Source organism: Thermoanaerobacter sp. A7A (genome assembly GCF_000445185.1).
In the GTDB taxonomy this organism is placed as follows: Bacteria; Bacillota; Thermoanaerobacteria; order Thermoanaerobacterales; family Thermoanaerobacteraceae; genus Thermoanaerobacter.
This window is the reverse complement of sequence record NZ_AVAF01000010.1, coordinates 13198-35277: the sequence shown is the minus strand read 5'-3', so window position 1 is coordinate 35277 and position 22080 is coordinate 13198. Positions and strand designations below refer to the sequence as shown.

Annotated in this window: 21 protein-coding genes, 3 tRNA genes, 1 riboswitch and 1 other annotated feature; of the genes, 3 read left to right on the top strand and 21 right to left on the bottom strand. The window is 34.1% G+C overall.

The features are described from left to right. Positions 1-3: 3 nt before the first annotated feature. The 10 genes from M663_RS0100840 to M663_RS0100790 all read right to left on the bottom strand — a co-directional run bounded on the left by M663_RS0100840 (position 4) and on the right by M663_RS0100790 (position 8347). Positions 4-1467, bottom strand: a complete 1464-nt coding sequence (locus tag M663_RS0100840) for a proton-conducting transporter membrane subunit (RefSeq protein ID WP_004399466.1) — start codon at positions 1465-1467, stop codon at positions 4-6. Further along, the gene (locus M663_RS0100835) at positions 1464-1826 is read right to left on the bottom strand and encodes a cation:proton antiporter subunit C (RefSeq protein ID WP_004399467.1); all 363 of its coding nucleotides are present in this window, start codon (positions 1824-1826) and stop codon (positions 1464-1466) included. The genes M663_RS0100840 and M663_RS0100835 overlap by 4 nt, the downstream gene beginning before the upstream one ends. A gap of 4 nt (positions 1827-1830) precedes the next feature. Next, positions 1831-2571 carry an MnhB domain-containing protein gene (locus M663_RS0100830; protein ID WP_004399468.1) on the bottom strand — a complete coding sequence of 247 codons (741 nt, stop codon included), beginning with the start codon at positions 2569-2571 and terminating at the stop codon, positions 1831-1833. Next, positions 2561-2803 carry a hydrogenase subunit MbhD domain-containing protein gene (locus M663_RS0100825; RefSeq protein ID WP_004399469.1) on the bottom strand — a complete coding sequence of 81 codons (243 nt, stop codon included), beginning with the start codon at positions 2801-2803 and terminating at the stop codon, positions 2561-2563. The genes M663_RS0100830 and M663_RS0100825 overlap by 11 nt, the downstream gene beginning before the upstream one ends. Before the next feature lies 1 nt (position 2804). After that, on the bottom strand, positions 2805-3119 hold the full coding sequence (mnhG, locus tag M663_RS0100820) for a monovalent cation/H(+) antiporter subunit G (protein ID WP_019907161.1): 315 nt from the start codon (positions 3117-3119) through the stop codon (positions 2805-2807). Between the two features lies 1 nt (position 3120). Continuing rightward, positions 3121-3372: a monovalent cation/H+ antiporter complex subunit F gene (locus M663_RS0100815; protein ID WP_003869964.1), complete on the bottom strand. Its 252-nt coding sequence runs from the start codon at positions 3370-3372 to the stop codon at positions 3121-3123. Next, positions 3369-3842: a Na+/H+ antiporter subunit E gene (locus M663_RS0100810; RefSeq protein ID WP_004399472.1), complete on the bottom strand. Its 474-nt coding sequence runs from the start codon at positions 3840-3842 to the stop codon at positions 3369-3371. The genes M663_RS0100815 and M663_RS0100810 overlap by 4 nt, the downstream gene beginning before the upstream one ends. A gap of 312 nt (positions 3843-4154) precedes the next feature. After that, positions 4155-4880: an SGNH/GDSL hydrolase family protein gene (locus M663_RS0100805; protein ID WP_004399473.1), complete on the bottom strand. Its 726-nt coding sequence runs from the start codon at positions 4878-4880 to the stop codon at positions 4155-4157. Between the two features lie 590 nt (positions 4881-5470). Continuing rightward, positions 5471-5547, bottom strand: a tRNA-Arg gene (locus M663_RS0100795). A 70-nt stretch (positions 5548-5617) separates the two neighbouring features. Next, entirely contained in the window at positions 5618-8347 is a 2730-nt protein-coding gene (locus tag M663_RS0100790) for a UPF0182 family protein (protein WP_019907113.1), read from the bottom strand. A gap of 206 nt (positions 8348-8553) precedes the next feature. On the opposite strand from M663_RS0100790, the gene M663_RS0100785 reads away from it, so the two are divergent. Next, complete coding sequence (locus M663_RS0100785) at positions 8554-9771, top strand: LCP family protein (protein ID WP_029687594.1); 1218 nt, start codon at positions 8554-8556, stop codon at positions 9769-9771. A 356-nt stretch (positions 9772-10127) separates the two neighbouring features. Here the strand turns inward: M663_RS0100785 and M663_RS0100775 are convergent. The 4 genes from M663_RS0100775 to lepB all read right to left on the bottom strand — a co-directional run bounded on the left by M663_RS0100775 (position 10128) and on the right by lepB (position 12504). Continuing rightward, a tRNA-Ser gene (locus M663_RS0100775) sits at positions 10128-10221 on the bottom strand. Between the two features lie 33 nt (positions 10222-10254). Beyond that, positions 10255-10344 (bottom strand) — tRNA-Ser (locus tag M663_RS0100770). Positions 10345-10426: 82 nt separating this feature from the next. Then, positions 10427-11698, bottom strand: coding sequence for a serine--tRNA ligase (serS, locus tag M663_RS0100765; protein ID WP_003869969.1), 1272 nt, complete (start codon positions 11696-11698; stop codon positions 10427-10429). Positions 11699-11734: 36 nt separating this feature from the next. Beyond that, positions 11735-11925: a binding site (T-box leader), on the bottom strand. 48 nt (positions 11926-11973) lie between these two features. Further along, the gene (lepB, locus tag M663_RS0100760) at positions 11974-12504 is read right to left on the bottom strand and encodes a signal peptidase I (RefSeq protein WP_004399479.1); all 531 of its coding nucleotides are present in this window, start codon (positions 12502-12504) and stop codon (positions 11974-11976) included. Positions 12505-12641: 137 nt separating this feature from the next. On the opposite strand from lepB, the gene M663_RS14995 reads away from it, so the two are divergent. Further along, the gene (locus M663_RS14995) at positions 12642-12812 is read left to right on the top strand and encodes a hypothetical protein (RefSeq protein WP_003869971.1); all 171 of its coding nucleotides are present in this window, start codon (positions 12642-12644) and stop codon (positions 12810-12812) included. Positions 12813-12915: 103 nt separating this feature from the next. Then, on the top strand, positions 12916-13980 hold the full coding sequence (gene ytvI / locus M663_RS0100750) for a sporulation integral membrane protein YtvI (RefSeq protein ID WP_029687593.1): 1065 nt from the start codon (positions 12916-12918) through the stop codon (positions 13978-13980). A gap of 18 nt (positions 13981-13998) precedes the next feature. On the opposite strand, the gene ribE is transcribed toward ytvI, so the two are convergent. From ribE to leuB, 7 genes are all read right to left on the bottom strand, one after another. Beyond that, positions 13999-14463, bottom strand: a complete 465-nt coding sequence (gene ribE, locus M663_RS0100745; protein WP_003869973.1) for a 6,7-dimethyl-8-ribityllumazine synthase — start codon at positions 14461-14463, stop codon at positions 13999-14001. A gap of 73 nt (positions 14464-14536) precedes the next feature. Further along, positions 14537-15727: a bifunctional 3,4-dihydroxy-2-butanone-4-phosphate synthase/GTP cyclohydrolase II gene (locus tag M663_RS0100740; protein ID WP_029687592.1), complete on the bottom strand. Its 1191-nt coding sequence runs from the start codon at positions 15725-15727 to the stop codon at positions 14537-14539. A 37-nt stretch (positions 15728-15764) separates the two neighbouring features. Further along, entirely contained in the window at positions 15765-16388 is a 624-nt protein-coding gene (locus M663_RS0100735) for a riboflavin synthase (protein WP_004399482.1), read from the bottom strand. A 10-nt stretch (positions 16389-16398) separates the two neighbouring features. Next, entirely contained in the window at positions 16399-17481 is a 1083-nt protein-coding gene (gene ribD, locus M663_RS0100730) for a bifunctional diaminohydroxyphosphoribosylaminopyrimidine deaminase/5-amino-6-(5-phosphoribosylamino)uracil reductase RibD (RefSeq protein ID WP_029687590.1), read from the bottom strand. A gap of 84 nt (positions 17482-17565) precedes the next feature. After that, a riboswitch (FMN riboswitch) is annotated at positions 17566-17680 on the bottom strand. Next, entirely contained in the window at positions 17678-19339 is a 1662-nt protein-coding gene (gene ilvB, locus M663_RS0100720) for a biosynthetic-type acetolactate synthase large subunit (protein WP_029687589.1), read from the bottom strand. It overlaps the preceding riboswitch by 3 nt. Beyond that, positions 19336-21006, bottom strand: a complete 1671-nt coding sequence (ilvD, locus tag M663_RS0100715) for a dihydroxy-acid dehydratase (RefSeq protein WP_042805004.1) — start codon at positions 21004-21006, stop codon at positions 19336-19338. Before ilvD ends, ilvB begins: the two co-directional genes overlap by 4 nt. Positions 21007-21011: 5 nt before the next feature. Beyond that, a complete protein-coding gene (leuB, locus tag M663_RS0100710) occupies positions 21012-22079 on the bottom strand; it encodes a 3-isopropylmalate dehydrogenase (RefSeq protein WP_029687587.1) in 1068 nt (355 codons plus the stop codon). Position 22080 lies beyond the last annotated feature (1 nt).

Genomic DNA, 22080 nt, shown 5'->3' with positions numbered 1-22080 from the left:
CCCTCACTTTAAAGGCAAAATTACTTGTATATATTTTTCTGGTGTATTCTGTATTTCATTTATCATCGTCCATATTATATTTTCAATTGAATTTGGATATATCCCTATAATCAAAATAACCGCCGCTAAAATTATTGGTAGCACGCAATTAATCCTTGATAATTTAGTGTCTTGAATATTTCCATCACTAAAAAATGTATGAGATATTCTAAGATAATAAACACCTTCAATTACAGAGGAAATCAGTATTATTATTACACCTATAATGGCAATTTTGTCCATTAAAAGTGCATTTCCAACTATGGAAAGTTTACCCCAAAATCCTGCGAAAAAAGGCATTCCCATAAGACTTAAAGCTGATATTGTAAAAGCTATCGCGAGTCCAGGATATTTTCTCCCTAATCCTTTCATGTCCTCGTAATTTCTGCTTCCTGCAATAACAGAATAATTTTTTGCAACAATAAACATTACAAATTTCGCAAAATAGTTTGATATAACTATATAAAATGCTCCTTTTAGTGCTTCATAATTGCCTAAACTTATTCCAAACAGGAATATACCAAGTTGTGCCATAGAGGAAAACGCCAAAACTTTAATTAAATTTTTTTCTGTCAAAGCTCCAATTTCACTTATTATTACTGTTATAAAAGCTAACAATATTAAAATGTTTGCTATGTTGCTACTTTGACTTAACATTATACTATTTTTTGAAAATACCATAAGAAGTATTCTTATTGCCCCATATACACCGGCAGTACTAACCATCCCATGAAGAAAAAGATTTACTGCTGGAATAGAAGCATCATAAGCCTTTACAACCCAAATGTTAAATGGAAAAATCTTTAGTTCAACTAGCATACTAGAAATAAAGAGTATTAAAATTAAAGATAATGATGCTTTGTTTAAATTAGAAATTTTGCTGGCTATGTCTGCGAAATTAAGAGTCCCTAAAGTCTTGTATATGAGGCCTATTGCTGCTAAGCTAAAAGTAGATGCAGTTGATGATAATATTAAATATTTTAGTGATGCACCTGTAGCTAATCTATCTCTTTTGTACGCCACAAGTCCTCCAATTGCAAAGGTAGTAAGCTCTGTAAAAAGATAAAAGTTAAATATATCACCTGTCAAAACCATACCATTAGTCGCAGCAAGTAGTATAAAATAGAAAGCATAGAATTGGTACTCCATATGTTCCTTTATTGTTGTCAGTGAAAGAACTGCTGCTACATTAATAAGTAGTAAAAAGAAAATTGTGATATCACTAACAACAAAGTTTATTCCATATGGAGCCCTCCAACCTCCAATTGCAACATTAAAGGGTATTTTCCCACTTACAAGGACAACTATAGAAAAAGATAAGTTAAAAATTGTAACTATATATGCAATTAATTTATTCACCTTGCCTAAAAATAAAGATAAAAACGCCGCAATAATTGGTATTACAACTAAAAAAACTATGCTATTCATATACCTCTTCCCTCTTCCTCTTCAGATGCATTTATCGAAATAGAATTATGAGTAATTTTGTATCGTATTGCCAATGCTAAAGCAAATGCAGTTGTTCCCAAGCCTATAACTATTGATGTAAGAACAATCGCCTGTGGAACTGGATCTACCATTTTATTTAGGTTAAGTATACTCTCCTGTGAAGTTAAAATAGGTGTTATTCCATGATCAATGTATCCAAAGGAAACCAAAAGTAAGTTGATACCTGTTTCTATAATATTTAGCGCTATAATTATTTTTAGTAAATTTTTTCTCGTCAAAACTCCATATAGACCTATAAACATAAGAGAAAGGGAGGACAGTATAAAAACTTGCGTCATAACATCACTCCTCATAAAATTCAAAATAGATATTTGAAAGCTCAGCAGCAACTTTAAATGCTATAAGACCATAAAATATAGGTATCAATCCACCTGAAAATAGATCTCCTATCTTGTCATTTAATATAAAATTCTGAAAGAAGCTACCAGTTAGAAAATAACTTATGATTCCGATGGAAAATATTGATATACCTGTTATTGCCTCTATTATTTTAAGGGATTTTTGACTTATTGTTCTCCTTCCAGTCAAAACACCCGTCAAAATAGCCGTCGATATAATAGCACCTGCCGGGAAACCCCCTCCAGGAGATAAGTGTCCATTAATAAATGTGTATCCCCCTATCATAAGCATAAGCAGCATCAGAATTGGCGCCCACCTGTTAAGTATAGTAGTAGGTTTAATTATCTTTCTCTTGTCTTTAGGAATAACAAAGCCAAAACCTAATATTGTAATAAATAAAACTATTACCTCAAGAGTTGTATCAAATAATCTATAATCAACAACAACCGAAGTTACAATATTAGCAGCTGTATCTTCAGCTGTACCTCCCCATTGATATGTGCTATTATCATCTAACACGTTCTTGTTTAGATATTTATCGGCCACCCTCATGGTAGGAGTTATATTATCCGTTATTTTTATTCCTGCTCCTGTATCAATAGCTACACTATATATATAAATTCCTATCACAAAGAGAATTAAAAAAGCAATAATATTTACTAATACAGATGTTTCATCTTTCATCTTTTTCCTCCTCCACTTTTTTGTATGTGAAAATAAATAGCCCAGTAGTTATGCCCGAGCCTATAGCCGCTTCCGTTATAGCAACATCTGGCGCCTGCATAAGTAAAAACATTATAGAAGAAGAAAGGGATACTATTGCAAATATAACAATAGCTTTAAATAAATCTTCAGTTACAATTGTCCACATAGCACCAAATATCATAATAACCGCAATAATTACTGATAAAAACATATTACTCACCTTCTTTTGAAAAAGCATTTTCTTTTAATATAAATTTTGCTTTATTTCTCTTTATCGCTGCCTTACATATTGCATGTGAAGCAATCGGCGAAGTAAAAAGAAAAAACAATGCCATAAGAATTAACTTGGGTGCCCACAATGGCTTGAGAAAAGCAAAACCAACAAACAATCCAACAATCCCCATAGTTGATGCTTTAGTCCCCGCTTGAGATTGATTTAATACATCCGGCATCCTATATATTCCGAGACCTGCTAGCGCTAAAAAAACAGCTCCAATAAGCAAGAAAAAGTATCCAATATACTGCATACTAAATTCCTCCTTCTAAATAACGAGCTATTGCTACAACCCCAATAAAAGACAAAATACCATATACTAGCGCCACATCTAAAAATAACCCGTTATCGCTTATAAAAGCAAAAATCACTATTAGTCCCGAAGAAATAGTTGTCATAATGTCAATAGCAACCACTTTGCTTTCAATTGAACTGCTCCTTACCAACCTTATAAAGCTTAATAAAAGACCGAAAATCACTAATCCTAAAATAACATTTATTATCATTCAAAAGCCTCCCTTAAAATCTTTTCAAAGGGTCCTTTTAAATCTTCAACGTTTTCTACTTTATCACCCTCAACCACATGAATGTATAATGTATCCCCATCAAGTTCTACAGATATTGTTCCTGGAGTTAAAGTTATAGAATTTGCAAGTAATGTTCTTGCTATTGGAGACTTAAGGCTTGTTGTAACCTTGAAAATCTTAGGCGAAATAGGTAAATAAGGAGTCAAAACTATTCTTGCCATATTCAAATTAGCTTTGACAAGTTCTTTTAAAAACACGAGGAAATATTTAATCAAATAAAAAAAAGTTTTTAATTTAAATTTTTTTTGCTCTTTATCATATACATTAGCAATTACTGCAATCAAAAATGATAAAATAATTCCAAAAATAGTTTTTTGGGCTGATAGTGGCGCATTCAATGCAGTCCATACCAAAAACATCGCTACCCAAATAAATAACAAATTGGTCAATTAGTCACACCTCCATTTTCATTAGTATCACGTATAAAGCTCAGCTGTATCGTCGTTTATTACCGCCTTACTCTAGGGAGGTATATATTATTTCCACTTGAAATTATATCACACAAAACATTCATAGTAAACATTCTCAACAAAATTTTTTTAATTTTGTTCAACTTTTATAATAGTTGTAGCAAAATTATTATTTAATACAAAAATAGATTGTCACAGATTCCTTACTTCCTTGATAAAAATAAAAGGATATCGTTACAACATAAGTCTTTGCTATCTTTTTTTTTAAATTTTGGATTAATCTTTATATGTTTACTCTTTTAAAAGATATGTATAATTTCTCTGCAGATACTCATATATCTTATGTGCTATTATTTTATGGCCTTTTTCATTAGGATGAATACCATCTGCACAAATAAATTGCCTAAAATCTGGGTAATCCAAAAAAGCGCTCCTTATATCAATAAGCCTTGTTTTTGTTTCTTCAGCTATACTCAATATAGCTGAGTTATACTTTTCCTGCCACCAATATATTTTAGTCACACTGCCTAACCACTTTAAAATGTTTTTGCCCATCTCTTCACTGTTTTTACTTATCCATTTAAAATATCTGTCAGCATCCAAAGGAGGTAATGTCATTAACACAGGAATTATGTTTGCATCATCTAAGGATTTTATCAATTCTTTAAGCTTTTCTTTAAAAATATAAAAATCTGTTTTGGGTCTATGCTCATCATAAGGATTCTTTGCAATTTCTTCCCAGTCGAAATCACAGTCATTTCCTCCAAATTCTATTACAACTATATCAGGTTTATCTTTTGACAAGTACCTCTTCAAAGTGTCAATACCTTTTAAAAGAGTGTTCCCAAACTTAGCAATATTTTTTACTGTTCCTTTTATGTTATTCTTTAGTAAATTTACATAATTTACATCTGATATAACATATTTATTTTTTTCTTCGCTGTATACTACACCCCTTGAAATAGAGTCCCCTGCTATAACAATGTCATAATAATTTTGCAATGTCACACTGGCCATTTTTACCACCCCACCATAAAATTTTTATTTGCCAAAACATCAACTGACATCAACCATTTTGTAACAAAAGTTAACTTTTTAGCAATTTCCATTATCATTATACCACTAATAACCACTTACACCAATGGAGGAAATTTGGCACTTTTGTACAAAATAATGTCGCTTAAGTCCAAATAATCGGAATTTCTAACACCAGGTGAAATAGTTAAGAAAATTAGAAAAATGCTAAAAATGAAGCAAAGAGAATTACAGGTTTGTATAGATACCTAAATATAAAAAGAAAATATTGGATGTTAATATTGCAAAAGTGCCTACTTACTTGCTTCGTAAAAAGGTGAAAAATATGAATAAAAATAGAAATACTGGTTTTTTATATCATTGCAGATAATTTCGGATATAGGAAATTGGTAGATAGAATTGCTGTTTTAATGTTAGTATACAATATTAATAAGTCACCTGTAGACATGTCATTTCTATCTATTATGATGTTATGCCTTCAATAATATTTGGAGCTTTTGCTGGGAATGCATGAAAAATATAAAAATCAAAAAAGGTATCGGCGCAATTCCGATACCTTCAATCTCTCAAAATGGTGCGCCCGGAGGGACTCGAACCCCCAGCCTTCTGATCCGTAGTCAAACGCTCTATCCAATTGAGCTACGGGCGCTTAAGCTATAATATATAATAACACATTTTAATTTCAATTGCAATTGTAACTTTGCTTTATTTCCCTTATATTATTTTTTCACACTTTTATTTAATTCATCTAATATCTTCCTTAATTCCTCCATATATTTTCCAAAATCAGACCAATTTCCTTTCTGAACTGCTTCCATAGCGTTTTGATATGTTTCATGAGCCTTCTCTATAAGCTGCTTTTGTGTATCATTTGCTGTATTTGAAGGTACATTTTGCTGAGATATTTGCTGAGTATTCAGGTTAAACAATTTATTTAAAGCATTTTTTAAAGTATCTTCCATTACAATCTGGTCTTTATAAGCTACAATAACTCTCTTTACTTCTGGCAATGCATTCTGATTTTGCGACTGTATATACAAAGGCTCTACATAAAGCATAGAATCATCAATCGGGATCGAAAGGAGATTTCCTCTGCTGACTGTTGAGCCCTGTTGGTTCCACAAACTTAACTCTTTAGAAATATTAGGGTCCTGGTCAATCATGTTTTCTATTTGCAAAGGTCCATAAATAATGGTATTTTTGGGAAATTTATATAAAATAAGTTTGCCATAATTTTCTCCGTCCATTCTCGCTGCCATCCAAGCCACCATGTTAGCTTTTGTAGCAGGAGTATAAGGTATCATCAAAATGAATTCTTCCTTGCTTTCCCCAGGTAACCTCATTATCATATATTGAGATTCTTGGTACTCTATTTTATCTTCAAATTTTTCTTTTGCAATATCCCATGCGTCTTCTTTATTGTAAAACACTTGTGGGTCAGTCATGTGATAATTTTTATAAACCTCTGCTTGAATGTCAAATAGAAATTGAGGATACCTTATATGCTGTCTCAAACCAGGAGGCATTTCTTTTATATCTCTAAATAATGTAGGGAAGATTTTGCTATATACTTTTATTAAAGGATCATTATTGTCTGAAATATAGTACTTAACATCTCCATTATAAGCATCTACTACTACTTTCACAGAATTTCTTATATAATTGATTCCCATACTCCCATAAGGCTGAGAATATGGATAATTGGCAGAATAAGTGTAAGCGTCTATTATCCAATATAATTTACCATTATCTATTACAATGTAAGGGTCATCGTCATAGAGCAAAAAAGGAGCTATTTTAGAAACCCTTTGCTCTATATTGCGATATATGAGTATCTTACTGTCTTTTGTTATATCAGTAGACAATAAAATTCTTGCATCCCCTGTATATATGCTAAAAAGTATCCTGTTTATAAATGTCATAGGTATACCTGTAGTTCCTTTATAATTTGTCTGGACATTTTTGTCTCCAGAAGGATAATCAAATTCTCCAGTTTTTGTATTTACAATTGCATAATCGTTAGTAAGTTCTCCAAAGTAAATTTCAGGCCTATCAATTTTTATATCAGTATTAGTAGAAGGTGGTATGTTTTTTATTATCATAGCCGGTTGGCCTGTTGGTGTAACATCATTGACTAGAGACATTACTACACCGTAGCCATGGGTATATTTTAAATGCAAATTTATCCATGTTTTTGCTTGAGGAGATAAACTCTCATGGTCCATCTCTCTTGCTGCTAAAAATACTTGCCTGTACTTTCCACTTATTGTATACCTATCTATGTCAATGTCATTAAACTTGTAATAAAGCCTTATCGCTTGTAATTGATTATACGCCTGTTTAACTGGTCTATAGTCGTTAATCATTATATTATCAATAGTAGCCTTATTTTCTTCCAAAACTTTAGGAGTTAACTCTTTTTTCATATCATAATTTTTTTCTGTTACTCTATCTAACCCAAAAGCCTTTTTTGTGTATTCTATGTTATAGCTTATATATTTTTTTTCTTTGTCTAACTCATTAGGAGAAACAATTAAATTCTGAACGGCTGTTTCAGTGATCACCATTATGGCTGCTAAAATTATTATAATAGCCGGAGCAGCAACTATATATTTTATATTTTTCTTATAAAATCCTATCAAAAGTAAAATAGCTGCTACAAAAGAAATTATTGCAAGTGCCCTGTAAAACTGCAGTGAAACGTGAATATCAGTATAAGTCGCTCCAAAAACTATACCTTTGGTAGAATACAAAAGTTTAAAAGCTTTTAAATAATACCCTATGCCCATGAGTACAAAAAAGATAAATCCTAAGAGGACAACTTCTTTAAATGCTTTTATTAAAATGTCTTTGTTATAAATGGCTTTAAATAAATTTCCGTCTCTGTCTGAAATCTCATAAAACCTTGTTTTATCAGACAAGTACATTAGTCCATACGCGATTATTACGACAACTATCATCACAGGTATAAACACAATTAAAAGATTATAAATATCATAAAAAAGCGGTAACTTAAACATATAGAAGCTAATGTCTTTATGAAATATGGGGTCAGTTTCATTAAAATCTACAGAATTTACAAAAAACAATAAATCATTCCACCAATTTGTCGCTGCATATAGCGTTATAAATAGTGCAATTAATAGAGAAATAGCAATACCCAATCTTCTATATATGTTAATATTCTTTTTAACGATTATATCCTGTGCAAAGTTAACATAATCTCTTATTATCTTGTTTGTATAAAAATACAACACCATAAATACAAGAATGAAAATCGGCACACCCATTGTAAGCTGAGTCAAAAATTTTTTAAAAAATACATTAAGATAATGCAAATCAGAAAACCATTGAAAATCCACGAGGATGTTTATAAAACTCACAATAATTCCCAAAATCACAAAAATTAAAATGATAAAAGAAATTAAAAAAATATTAGGTCTTTTCAAACTCAGCACCCCTTTTTCATAGCTTTTCTTTTTATTAATTATATCATAATCTTGATATGTAGTCTTTAAATAGAGAAAGAAGGAGAATAAACTTAATAAATATTTAATAACTTTTAACATTCTATTAATTGACTTTTAATTTTTAAAATGCTATATATTCATTATATAAACAAAATAATGGTACGGTAGTTATAGGAGGAAAAACCATGAAAAGAATATTAAAAATAATAATTCTTATTATAATAGGTATTGTCCTTTCCCTTGGTGTGGGAACTTATATATTTTATAAAAATATTCATGTCCCTGCTTCTCATGAAAAAAATACTTCTACCGTCAGTAAAAATGAGTCTCAAAATAAAGAGCAAGCTATAGAAAGGAAAAACATTCTTTTTGTAGGCAGTGATGAAAACAATTTATCAGATACTATTTTTGTAATAAACTATGACGCTGTAAACAAAAAAATAAATATATTATCAATTCCAAGAGATACATACTATCCAAGGCCAGGATTTAACGCTCCAGAAGAGAAAAAAATAAATGCTGCCTTTTCTGAAGGAAAAATTGAAGGGCTAGAAAAAGCAGTAGAAGATTTATTAGGTATCAAAATTGATAATTATGTAATTTTAAATTATGAAGGTTTCAAAAAAATAATAGATACAATCGGGGGAGTAGAAGTCGATGTACCCTTTAACATGAAATACGATGACAACAGTGCAAATCCCCCTCTTCATATAGATTTAAAAAAAGGTAGGCAAGTATTAGATGGAGAAAAGGCAATTCAGTTTGTAAGATATAGACATGGTTATGTAGACGGTGACCTTGGAAGAATAAAGGCACAGCATCAATTTCTCGAAGCTTTCTTAAAAAAAATGCTGCAACCCTCAATATTACCAAAAGTACCTTCTTTAGCAATAACAGTCAGTCAATATTTGAAAACAGACTTAACCGCCTCTGAGATAACTCAATACGCTTATCAATTTATAAAAGACAAGCCTTCGACTATAAATGCAATGGCTCTTCCCGGAGAAGGCCGATATGAAGGAAATACCAGCTATTTCTTTGTAGACAATATAAAAGTTCAAGAAATAGTAAAAGAACTTTTTAGCGATGAGGTTTCAACCTCAAATACTTCAACAACATCTTTTGCAGAAAACAAAAACATAAAAGTAGAAGTGTTAAACGGTGCAGGAATACCAGGGCTTGCCACAAAGTACGCTGAAGTTTTAAAAAATGAGGGTTTTGACGTTGTGAAAATCGGAAACGTCATTGGCATGACTTTTACTTCTTCCCATGTATATGCAAGAACAGATGAAGAAAGGGCTGAAAAAGTCGCAAAAACTCTTTTTATAACCAATGTAGAAAAAGATATCTCTCCTGATGCAAATGTAGATGTGACAGTTATATTAGGCAAAGACAAAGAATAAAAGTAGGCAAAAGCCTACTTTCAGTTTGTTGACAAAGTTAAAAAATATTCAAAGGAGATATTTTGCATCGTTGCTCCGATGTTCCAAAGCGACAAAACTAAACTCGACCTTCAGGTTCCGGCAGGGTACCGGGCACAATCGGCATCCATGCCTTAAGGTGCCCGCCTTCGCCATCCATGGCTTCGGCCCTGCCTCCACCCTTGGTCTCGCTAAGTTTTGTTGCCGCTTTGTCACAAGTCGTTCCTTATGCAAAATATCTCCTTTACGAAAGTTTGTCTACAGTCTGAAAGTAGGCAAAAGCCTACTTTGTATTTTTTCTATGAAAAATAGAGCAACACTATAACACTATAATAAAATGGCGGAGAAGGAGGGACTCGAACCCTCGCGCCGGGTTATCCCCGACCTACAGTCTTAGCAGGACCGCCCCTTCACCATCTTGGGTACTTCTCCACGTTAGTTGCTCATAAAAAAATATTAACTTTCTGGCGGAGAGGGTGGGATTCGAACCCACGGCTCCGTGAAGGAGTCACTGGTTTTCAAGACCAGCTCCTTAAACCACTCGGACACCTCTCCCAGCTGGGACGATATAAAGTATATCATACCCCAGCTTTATTGTCAATATGCTTATATAGTATAATATTGGAAAACAATATATTTATTTCTTTATCACATCTACTTTCATGTATGGCCTTAAAACTTCTGGTATTACAACAGATCCATCTTCTTGTTGATAATTTTCTAATATTGCAGCAAAAGTTCTTCCTACAGCAACTCCAGAGCCATTTAAAGTATGGACATATTGAGCCTTTCCACCGTCTTTAGGCCTATACTTTATATTAGCTCTTCTTGCTTGAAAGTCTTCACAATTGCTACAAGAAGAAATTTCTACATATCGTCCATAGCTTGGCATCCACACTTCTATATCGTATTTTTTAGAAGCAGTAAAGCCTAAATCTCCTGTGCATATGGCCACTACTCTGTAAGGAAGTCCTAACGCCTGCAATACTTCTTCAGCATCTCTAGTCATTTTTTCTAACTCTTCATAGGATTTGTCTGGCTCTGTAAATTTGACAAGTTCAACTTTATTAAACTGGTGCTGCCTTATAAGCCCTCTCGTATCTCTTCCTGCAGAACCTGCCTCTTGTCTAAAACAAGCGCTATAAGCACAGTGGTATATTGGAAGCTTATCGCCGTCTATTATTGTGTCTCTGTACATATTAGTAACAGGCACTTCTGCCGTTGGTATCAAAAAATAGTCTGTACCGTAAACTTTAAAAGCATCCTCTTCAAACTTAGGAAGTTGACCTGTGCCAAACATGCTTCTTCTATGTACCATAAAGGGAGGAAACACTTCAGTATAGCCATGTTTTTCAATGTGTAAATCTAACATAAAGTTTATAAGTGCTCTTTCTAGTCGTGCCCCCAAACCTTTATAAAAAGTAAATCTAGAACCTGTAACTCTTGCAGCCGCTTCAAAATCTAATATACCTAATTCCTCCCCTATTTCCCAATGAGGTTTTGGTTCAAAGTCAAATTTCCTCGGTTCTCCCCATCTCCTTATTTCAACATTATCTTCATCACTATCGCCAATTGGAACACTCTCATGAGGTATATTAGGGATTGTCCATAAAATTCGCTCCAATTCTTCTTCTACTTCTTTTACCTCTTGTTCCATTTCTTTAATCTTATCCGATAATTCTTTCATTTCAGCAATCAAATCGCTAGCATCTTTGCCTTCTCTTTTAAGTTTTGCAATATTGTCTGATTCCACATTTCTACGATTTTTTAATGTTTCCAACTCCACTAGCATTTGTCTTCTTTTTTCGTCTAATTCTAAAAACCTATCTATATCTGCTTTTTCTCCTTTAAGCTCTACAGCTCTTCTTACAGCCTCTGGATTATTTCTTATCCTCTTTACGTCTAACACTTTACCACACCTCCCTTAAAAATAATTCCCGTCCCATAAAGGGACGGGAATGCCGTGTTGCCACCCTCTTTTGGCTTAAATAAGCCCTCCACATGATTTAACGGTCGCCCGAAGGTCATTACACCTTAGCTCCGGGATGGAATTCATAAGTAAAACTTACTGGTTCGCACCCACCACCAGCTCTCTTAAAAGTTTATACTTACTACTCGTCCCTTCATTGCCGACAATATTATGTTTTTTAATATTATACTACTTTATAACACTACTTTCAATAACTATTTTCCAGACATAGAACCAATTCGATCAGGAGGCCAAATTCTAAAAACTATTTTACCCAAAATTTGGTCTTTTGATACATACTTGTGCTGCCAAAATCTACTATCCATAGACTCATTTCTATTATCACCTAACATAAAATAATGACCAGGTGGGACGACATATGGTCCAAAATTGCCTTTCATAGGTTCTTTTATATAGGGCTCCTTAACTACTTTTCCATTTCTTATTAACTGACCATTTTTTATTTCAATTACATCTCCACCAATGCCAATAACTCTTTTTACAAAATTAACTTTTGGGTCGTCAGGAAAACGAAATACTACAATATCTCCTCGTTTTATAGGTTCAAACCTGTATATAAACTTGTTTACAATAAATTTATCATTTATTTGAATAGTATTTAACATTGAACCTGTGGGTACATCTACCAATTCAAAAACATAAGTTCTTATAAACATTGCAATTAAAAAAGCAAGAGCTATAGTAAATATCCAGCTTAATATTTCTTTTTGTACATTTTTGCCCATATTTTCTCTCCTCACTTAAAAGTACAGTGATATTATAGCATAAACTTCAAACAAATTCTAATTTTTTTATTTTGTATGCATATTTTTCTAATATATGTCAATAATAAAATTAAAGAATTATTTGGGAGAGATGTAAAATGAGAGAAATAGAATATCTTCTAGATTTAGCCGAAATAAAAGACACAGAGTACAAAAATTTATTGGCTTTACTTTCCCTCATAGATTTACTAGTAGAAAAAGGAATTATAACGCGAAGCGAACTTGCCCAAAAATCAAAAGAAATAGCAAAAATAAAAACCGCCCTTTAAAAAATCCGTTTCGGCGGATTTTTTTATTATAGTCAATAATTACTCTTAATGATAGACTTTCATCAATTCTCATATTATAATAAAGAAAAAGGAGGTCAAAACGGTGAATAATTTTCTATTGAGATACGGTGATATAATAAAAAAAACACTGCTCATTGTTGCTGTCTTTATTATATTTTACTTAATCATATTTAAAATTATTCCTTTCTTGATGCCATTTGTAGTGGCTTTGCTTTTCGCTGTGATAATCGATCCTGGTGTAAATTTCTTAGAGAAAAAATTAAAGGTGCCGAGAGGATTAGCATCCTTTATTTTACTTTTGATATTAATAGGCGTGATAGGTTCACTTATTGCAATATCAATAACACAACTTATATATGAACTAAGTTCTCTTGCGGAAATAAGTACAAATTATGCAAATACTATTAATGACATAATTTTAAATCTCGTTGATAGAATAAGAATGTATTACGTAACATTACCCCCAAATATTACATCCCTTATTGAAAACAACATGCAATCGATTTTAAACTATATATCATTATTTGCAAAAAATCTTTCTACATGGCTTTTGAATTTTGCAACAAAATTGCCTAATTTTTTCTTTATGACTTTGATAACACTCGTTGCTACTTTTTTTATAAGCAAAGATAAACAGCTTATACTAGATTTTATAAAAAGGCAGATTCCATCTCATTGGGCACAGCATGCAAAAAATATTCAGGTAGACCTTTTAAAGACATTTTTCGGTTATCTGCGAGCAGTAGCAACAATAATGCTTATAACCTTTTTGGAAGTCTCCATAGGCCTTGCAATGATAGGTTTTGACTATCCATTTCTATTGGGTCTTCTTGTAACCATTGTAGATGCATTGCCCGTACTTGGTCCTGGTGCTGTCATGGTACCATGGGCGCTTTATAACATCATAATGAAAAACTACATGGTAGGGATATATCTTTTAATACTGTACGGCTTGGTGGTAGTTGTAAGACAGATGATAGAGCCTAAGATTGTAGGTCAGAGTATCGGACTTCATCCTCTTGTTACGCTTTTATCTATGTTTATAGGTGCAAAACTTTTCGGTGCTTTAGGGCTTGTAATAGGGCCTGTATTTGTAGTAGTATTTAAAGCTCTTCAAAAAGCAGAAATTATTCCTCCTTGGAAATAAAATAAGGGCATTTTGCCCTTATTTTATTTCATCTATTAGATTTGCCATCTCTATTGCTGTAACGGCTGCCTCAAAACCTTTATTCCCACCTTTTGTTCCCGCCCTTACAATAGCTTGCTCAATTGTATCTGTGGTAAGAACGCCGAATATAACTGGAACTTCTGTATCAAGAGATATTTTTGCAATACCTTTTGATACCTCATTTGCAACGTAATCAAAATGGGGTGTCTCTCCTCTTATTACTGCTCCAAGTGCAATTACTGCATTATATCTTTTAGATTCAGCCATCTTTTTAGCTATAAGTGGTATTTCAAATGCTCCAGGTACCCATGCAATTTCAATATCCTCATTTAAAGCACCATGCCTTTTTAGGGCATCAAGTGCTCCTTCGAGAAGTTTGTTCGTTATAAATTCATTGAATCTGCTTACCACAATTCCAAATTTCTTTCCTTCTACCGTAAGTTTTCCTTCGTATATTTTCATAACTATACACTCCCCTTACTAGTGTTCTTCACTGTGCTTATAATTACATTCAATTCACTTTTTGCATAGCATTTCACACTTCCAAAATTAGATGTCCCATTTTTTCCTTTTTTGTTTTGAGGTATTTTTCATTATAATAATTTGGACAAATTTCTATAGGAATCCTTTCTACAACCTCAAGACCATAGTCTGATAATTCCATAATTTTTTGCGGATTATTTGTCATAATCCTTATCTTTTTAACTCCTATATCTTTCAAAATCTGGGCAGCTATGCTGTATTCTCTTAAATCAGGTGGAAAACCAAGCTTAATATTCGCTTCAACAGTATCAAACCCTTGATCCTGCAAATGATACGCCTTAATCTTGTTTAAAAGTCCTATACCCCTTCCTTCCTGTCTCAGATAGACTAGTACTCCTCCTTCCTGTCCTATTCTTTCCATTGCCGCATGAAGCTGGTCACCACAGTCACATCTTAATGACCCCAATATATCCCCCGTCAGGCACTCTGAATGTATCCTCACAAGTACAGGGTCCCTATTTATGTCTCCTTTAATCAGAGCTACATGCTGTTTTCCTGTTAATATTTCTTCATACCCGACAATTTCAAAATTCCCATATTTTGTTGGAAGTTTCGCCTGTGCTACCCTTCTCACAAGTATTTCATTTTTCATTCTGTACTCTATTAAATCTTCAATAGATATAATCCTCAACCCAAATTTTTTTGCAAACTCCAAAAGGTCAGGCAGCCTTGCCATATTTCCATCATCTTTTATGATTTCGCATATTACTCCAGCAGGTTTGAGTCCCGCAAGAACTGCAAGGTCTACAGCTGCTTCTGTATGTCCTGCTCTTACTAAGACACCACCATCTTTTGCTCTTAAAGGAAAGATATGTCCTGGCTTTGTAAAATCTTCTGGCTTTGAATTATCATCTACTAATTTCTTCACCGTCATTGCTCTTTCAAATGCAGAAATACCAGTGGTACATTCTTTATAGTCTACAGATACAGTAAAAGCAGTTTCTTTATGGTCAGTGTTATTCTCAACCATTTGGTAAATGCCAAGCTCATTAAGTCTATTTTCTGTCATTGGAACACATACAAGACCCCGTCCATATTTTATCATAAAATTAATGTGTTCTCCTGTAACTTTTTCTGCTGCCATAACTAAGTCGCCTTCATTTTCCCTATTTTCATCATCTACCACAATAATCATTTTCCCTTGCTTTATATCTTCTATTGCATCTTCTACCCTATCAAACATTGGTCTTTCCTCCTTAACTTAGAGAAGTCATCAACATCTATATAAATCCATTTTCTTTTAATAAATCTTTTATATCCTTTTTCCCTATTAGTTTTTCTACATACTTAGAAAGTATATCAACTTCGATATTCACACTATCTCCTACCCTTTTATAACGCAATGTCGTCTTAAGCATTGTATGTGGAATAATTGAAACAGTAAAATAATCATATCCATCCTCAACAACCGTTAAACTTATACCATCAACCGCAATACTTCCCTTCCGCACAATGTATTTTGCAAATTTCTCATTTATAGCTATCTTAAATATAAAAGCATTTTTTTCCTGCCTTTTGTCTATGATTTTTCCAACGCAATCTATATGACCAGTTACGATGTGACCACCCATTCTCCTTCCAACTTGAAGTGCTCTTTCAAGATTGACAATGCTTCCAGTTTTTAAATCTTTTAAATTGCTTGCTCTCATGGTTTCAGGCATAACGTCAGCTGCAAAACTTTCGTTTGATATATTAGTAACAGTTAAACATACACCGTTAACTGCTATACTATCACCTATTTTTGTCCCCTCAAGGACTTTACTACATTTTATAACAATTTTTGTAAAAGTACCATGTATAATATTTTTAACAGTTCCTGTTTCTTCTATAATTCCAGTAAACATACGCCATAACCTACTTTCTTACATATGCTGTTATTAGTATATCATCATCTATTCTATCAATCTCCACATCTTTTAATTCTATTGAATTTCCTATATCCGAAAAACCTATACCTTCTACAGGTGTTAAAGCATTTTTTCCTCCTATTATTCTAGGTGATATAAAAAACATAACTTTATCAACAATTCCCTCTTTAAGTGCAGACCAATTTAATGTCCCACCGCCTTCAATCAATACACTATCAATCCCCCTCTCTCCAAGTTTTATCATTAGCTCTTTTAAAGGTACTTTTCCATTGTCGTTTTTTAATATAATAACTTCAATATCCATATCTTCAAGCTTCTTTCTCACATTGTTTGGCATAAGTTCTGTTGTAGCAATTATCGTTTTTGCCGTTTTGTCTCTTATTACATTTGAGTCAAATGGAATTCTACCTCTACTATCCACAATAATCCTTACAGGACTTTTATACCCCTCCAACCTTGTTGTAAGCATTGGGTTATCCTTAATTACTGTATTTACCCCAACCATAATCGCGGATACACGTCCTCTTATTTTATGAGCAAATTTTCTTGATTTCTCATTTGTAATCCATTTAGAATTTCCATTATAACAAGCAATCTTACCATCAATACTCATAGCAGATTTTACTATCACAAATGGAAATTTTGTCGTAATATATTTAACAAATATTTCGTTGAGTTTCCTCGCTTTTTTCTCCATTATCCCCACATGTACTTCTATTCCCGCCTCTTTTAACCTTTTTATACCGTTCCCGCTAACTTTAGGATTTGGGTCTTCCATCGCTATATACACTCTCTTAATGCCAGATTTAATTATTTCTTCAACACAAGGAGGCGTTTTGCCATAATGGCTGCAAGGTTCAAGTGTTACAAACATAGTAGAACCTTTGACATCTTCAACTGCATTTTTTAATGCATTTACTTCAGCATGTGGCCCTCCAAAATATTCATGATAACCCTCGCCTATTATTTTTCCATTTTTAACTATTACAGCACCCACAAGTGGATTAGGGTTTGTATATCCCCATCCTTTTTCAACCAGTGTTAAAGCCCTTTTCATATATTCTTCCAATTTAATCCCTCCTATACTAAAAAATCCTGAAGGTTAAACCTTCAGGGTTAAAAAATCCCCAGAGAATATATCCCCTGGGGAATATTTCTCCTTCTCCCATCCAGACTTTAACTGTCGGCCTCGGAATTTCACCGAGTCTGCCAAAAGGCTCGCGGGCTATACCGCCGGTACGGAATTTCACCGATCCCCGAAGGTTTTATCCAATTGTATTTTCAACAGTTCCACCTGCAGGAATAAATGGAAGCACCATCTCGTCTTTATTTATAATACATTCTATCATAAAAGGTCTTTTTTCGCAATAGGCTTTTTTGAAGGCTTTTTCAAATTCTTCTTTTGTTGTAACTCTTATTCCTTCTACTCCAAAGTCGTTTGCGAGCTTAGCAAAATTCAAATTTGCGTTCAAATCTGTGTGGGAAAATCTCTTGTCATACAAAAGGTTTTGCCATTGTCTTACCATGCCTAAAGTTTGGTTATTGAGTAGTACTGTTATAACCGGAAGATTATACACAGCAGCTGTTTCTAAGGCATGTATATTCATTCTCAGACTTCCATCACCTGCAATGTTTACAACTCTTTTATCTGGCCTTCCTACTTGCGCTCCTATTGCAGCAGGAAGTCCAAAGCCCATTGCCCCTAATCCTCCTGAGGTGACAAAGGTTCTGGGGTGTTTAAATTTATAAAACTGGGCAGCCCACATTTGATTTTGTCCTACTTCAGTGGCTATTATAAGGTCATCGTTTGAAAGCTGTTGAATTTTTTCTACTATCCACTGAGGCCTTAAAACTTCATCGTTTTTGTATTTTAATCCGTGCTTTTCTTTTAAGTCAGAAATTTCTTTTAACCATTCTTTTCTCTCAAGGAACGGAAGTTTGTTCGTTAAGAGTTTTAAAACTTCTTTTACTTTACCTATAATTGCTACCTCTACTTCTACATTTTTCCCTAATTCTGCAGGGTCAATATCAATATGGATTATTTTAGCATTTGGAGCAAGTCCTCCTGCTTTGCTAGCGACTCTGTCGCTAAATCTCGTCCCTATCGCTATCACAAGGTCTGATTTAAATACAGCCAAATTTGCAAATCTACTTCCATGCATGCCTATAAGGCCTAATGACAAAGGATGGTCCTCTGGAAAGCATCCTAACCCCATTAAAGAACTGGCAACAGGTATATTGGTCTTCTCTGCAAATTCTATGAGTTCGGCTGATGCTTCCCCCCAAATCACTCCTCCTCCTGCAAAGATTACAGGCTTTTTACTTTGCAAAATAAGCTCTATAGCTTTGTCTAACTCTTTTTGTGAAACTATTCCCTTGACATTGTTTTTTATATTACTATCTTCCTTTCCTTTAACATATTCTATATCGGCATTTTGCATATCTTTTGGAATATCAACTAACACAGGACCAGGCCTTCCACTTTTGGCTATTGCAAATGCCTGCCTTATTGTATCTGCTAATTTATCAGGAGATTTTACAATAAAGTTGTGTTTAGTTATAGGCATTGTAATTCCTGTTATGTCAACCTCTTGAAAAGCGTCTTTTCCTATGAGATTTGTAGGAACCTGTCCTGTTATCGCCACAACAGGTACAGAATCCATATAAGCATTGGCTATGCCTGTCACAAGATTGGTAGACCCAGGACCAGAGGTAGCAAAACAAACTCCAACTCTTCCTGTTGCCCTAGCGTAACCATCTGCCATATGGGCTGCCATTTGCTCGTGAGTAGCTAAAATATGCCTTATATCAGAGTCATAAAGAGCATCATAAATGGGAATAACTGCCCCTCCTGGTATGCCAAATATAGTATCAACGCCCATCTCTTTTAAAACTTCTATAATTACTTGCGCTCCTTTTAACTTCATATACCTCCCCCCTTAAAAACTGCACCTGTATTTGCAGAAGTCACTTGTTCTGCATATCTTGCCATATAACCAGTTTTTATCTTTGGTTCAGGTCTTACCCATCTTTTCATTCTTTCTTTAATCTCCTCATCAGTTAATTTCACATTAATTTTTCTTGCGGGAATATCAATTTCAATAATATCCCCATCTTCAATAATCGCTATTTCTCCCCCTTCCATAGCCTCTGGAGATACATGTCCTATTGAAGCCCCTCTTGTTGCACCTGAAAACCTGCCGTCTGTTATAAGAGCGACATCTTTGTCAAGTCCCATACCTGCAAGGGCTGAAGTAGGACTTAACATTTCTCTCATTCCCGGCCCACCTTTTGGCCCTTCGTACCTTATTACAACTACATCGCCTTTTTGTATTTTTCCTCCATATATTGCAGCTATGGCTTCTTCCTCAGAATTAAACACCTTTGCTGGCCCTTCGTGTCTTAACATCTCTTTTGCTACAGCAGATGCTTTTACAACAGCTCCTTCTCTTGCAATGTTCCCGTACAGTATCGCAAGACCTCCAGTACTGCTGTAAGGGTTGTCTATTGGCCTTATCACATCATGATTTAAAACTTTCGCGTCTTTTATATTCTCTCCTAATGTCTTTCCTGTAACTGTTAACGCTTCAGTATTTATAAGATTAGCTTTCGTCAGTTCTTTTAAAACAGCCGATACTCCCCCTGCAAAATACAAGTCCTCTATGTGGTATTTACCTGCAGGACTTAACTTACACAAATTAGGCACTCTCCCGCTTATATCGTTTATTTCATCAAGAGATATTTCTACCCCTGCCTCATGGGCTATAGCCTTTAAATGCAAAATTGTATTTGTGGAACCGCCTAAAGCCATGTCTAAACTAAAGGCGTTTATGAATGCCTCTTTTGTGATTATATAAGAAGGCTTAATTCCTCTCTCTACAAGCTCCATGATTTTTATTCCAGCTTGTTTTGCAAGTCTTATTCTTTCAGAATAAACCGCAGGAATTGTGCCATTTCCCGGAAGCCCTAATCCTAAAGCTTCTGTCAAGCAATTCATAGTATTTGCCGTAAACATTCCTGAACAGGACCCACAAGTAGGACAAGCATTAAGTTCTATTTTATAAAGGTCTTCCTCTGAGATTTTCCCTATTTTATGTGCTCCTACAGCTTCAAAGACGCTGCTTAAATCGCACACCTCTCCATTACACTTTCCTGCAAGCATTGGGCCTCCGCTTACAACTATTGCAGGAATATTAAGTCGTGCTGCTGCCATAAGCATTCCCGGCACTATTTTGTCGCAATTGGGAATCAGCACAAGCCCATCAAATCCGTGTGCTGTTGCCATAATTTCAATGCTATCTGCTATAAGTTCTCTGCTTCCCAGTGAATATTTCATACCTTTATGGTTCATGGCAATACCATCACAAACGCCGATAGTGGAAAATTCTATAGGCGTTCCTCCTGCCATTCTGATGCCTGCTTTTACAGCCTCAGCTATTTTATCAAGGTGAATATGTCCTGGTATAATTTCGTTTTTTGAATTTGCTACACCGATAATCGGCCTTTTTATTTCTTCATAAGTCAAGCCTAAAGCATATAAAAGTGACCTATGTGGCGCCTTTTCAACTCCCTTTTTTATGCTATCACTTATCAATATCCTCACCCCTTTATATACTCCACCACTTTATCTCCCATTTGTTGGGTATTTAAAATTATTCCTTTTCCTAAATCAAAAGTCCTATAACCTGCCTCTAAAACTTTATTTACTGCATCCTTTATGTCATTAGCAGCATCAAGTAGATTAAAAGAATATTCCAACATCATAGCAACTGACAGTATTGTAGCTAAAGGATTTGCCTTCTTTGTTCCAGCAATATCTGGAGCAGAACCGTGTATAGGTTCATAAAGTCCCACTTTATCTTCTCTTAAGCTAGCAGAAGGAAGCATACCTATAGAACCTGTAAGTTGGGAAGCCTCGTCACTTAAAATATCGCCAAACATATTGGAAGTAAGAATTACATCAAATTGAGAAGGATTTTTAATTAGTTGCATAGCACAGTTATCTACATACATATGGTTTAACTCAACATCAGAATATCTCTTACTTATTTCTTCTACCGTTTTTCTCCACAATCTTGAAGAATCTAAAATGTTTGCCTTGTCTACAGAAGTGACTTTCTTTTTCCTCTTTAAAGCCGCTTCAAAGGCAATAACCGCTATCCTTTCTATCTCTGAAGTCTGGTACACTTCTGTATCATAAGCCTTAAAGCCATAATCTATAGCAACTATTCCTCTTGGTCCAAAATAAATACCACCAGTAAGTTCTCTTACCACAAGAATATCTAAACCCTCTTGTAATAACTCGTTTTTTAAAGGAGAAGCTTCTTTTAAAGGAGGATAAAGAACAGCAGGTCTTAGATTTGCATAAACCCCTAGGCTTTTTCTTAAAGCCAGAAGACCCGCTTCTGGCCTTTTATCCCCCTCAAGGTCATCCCATTTATGTCCACCTACTGCTCCCAAAAGAACAGCATCGCTGGAAAGACATGCATTTTTTGTCTCTTCCGGATAGGGAACGCCATATTTGTCTATAGCTTCTCCCCCAAAAGGATACTTTTTTACATCAAATTTAAGTTTGTACTTGTCTTCTATAGCAGACAAAACTTTTAACCCTTCTTCTATGACCTCAGGTCCAATTCCATCTCCAGGCAGCACTGCAATTTTAAACAAT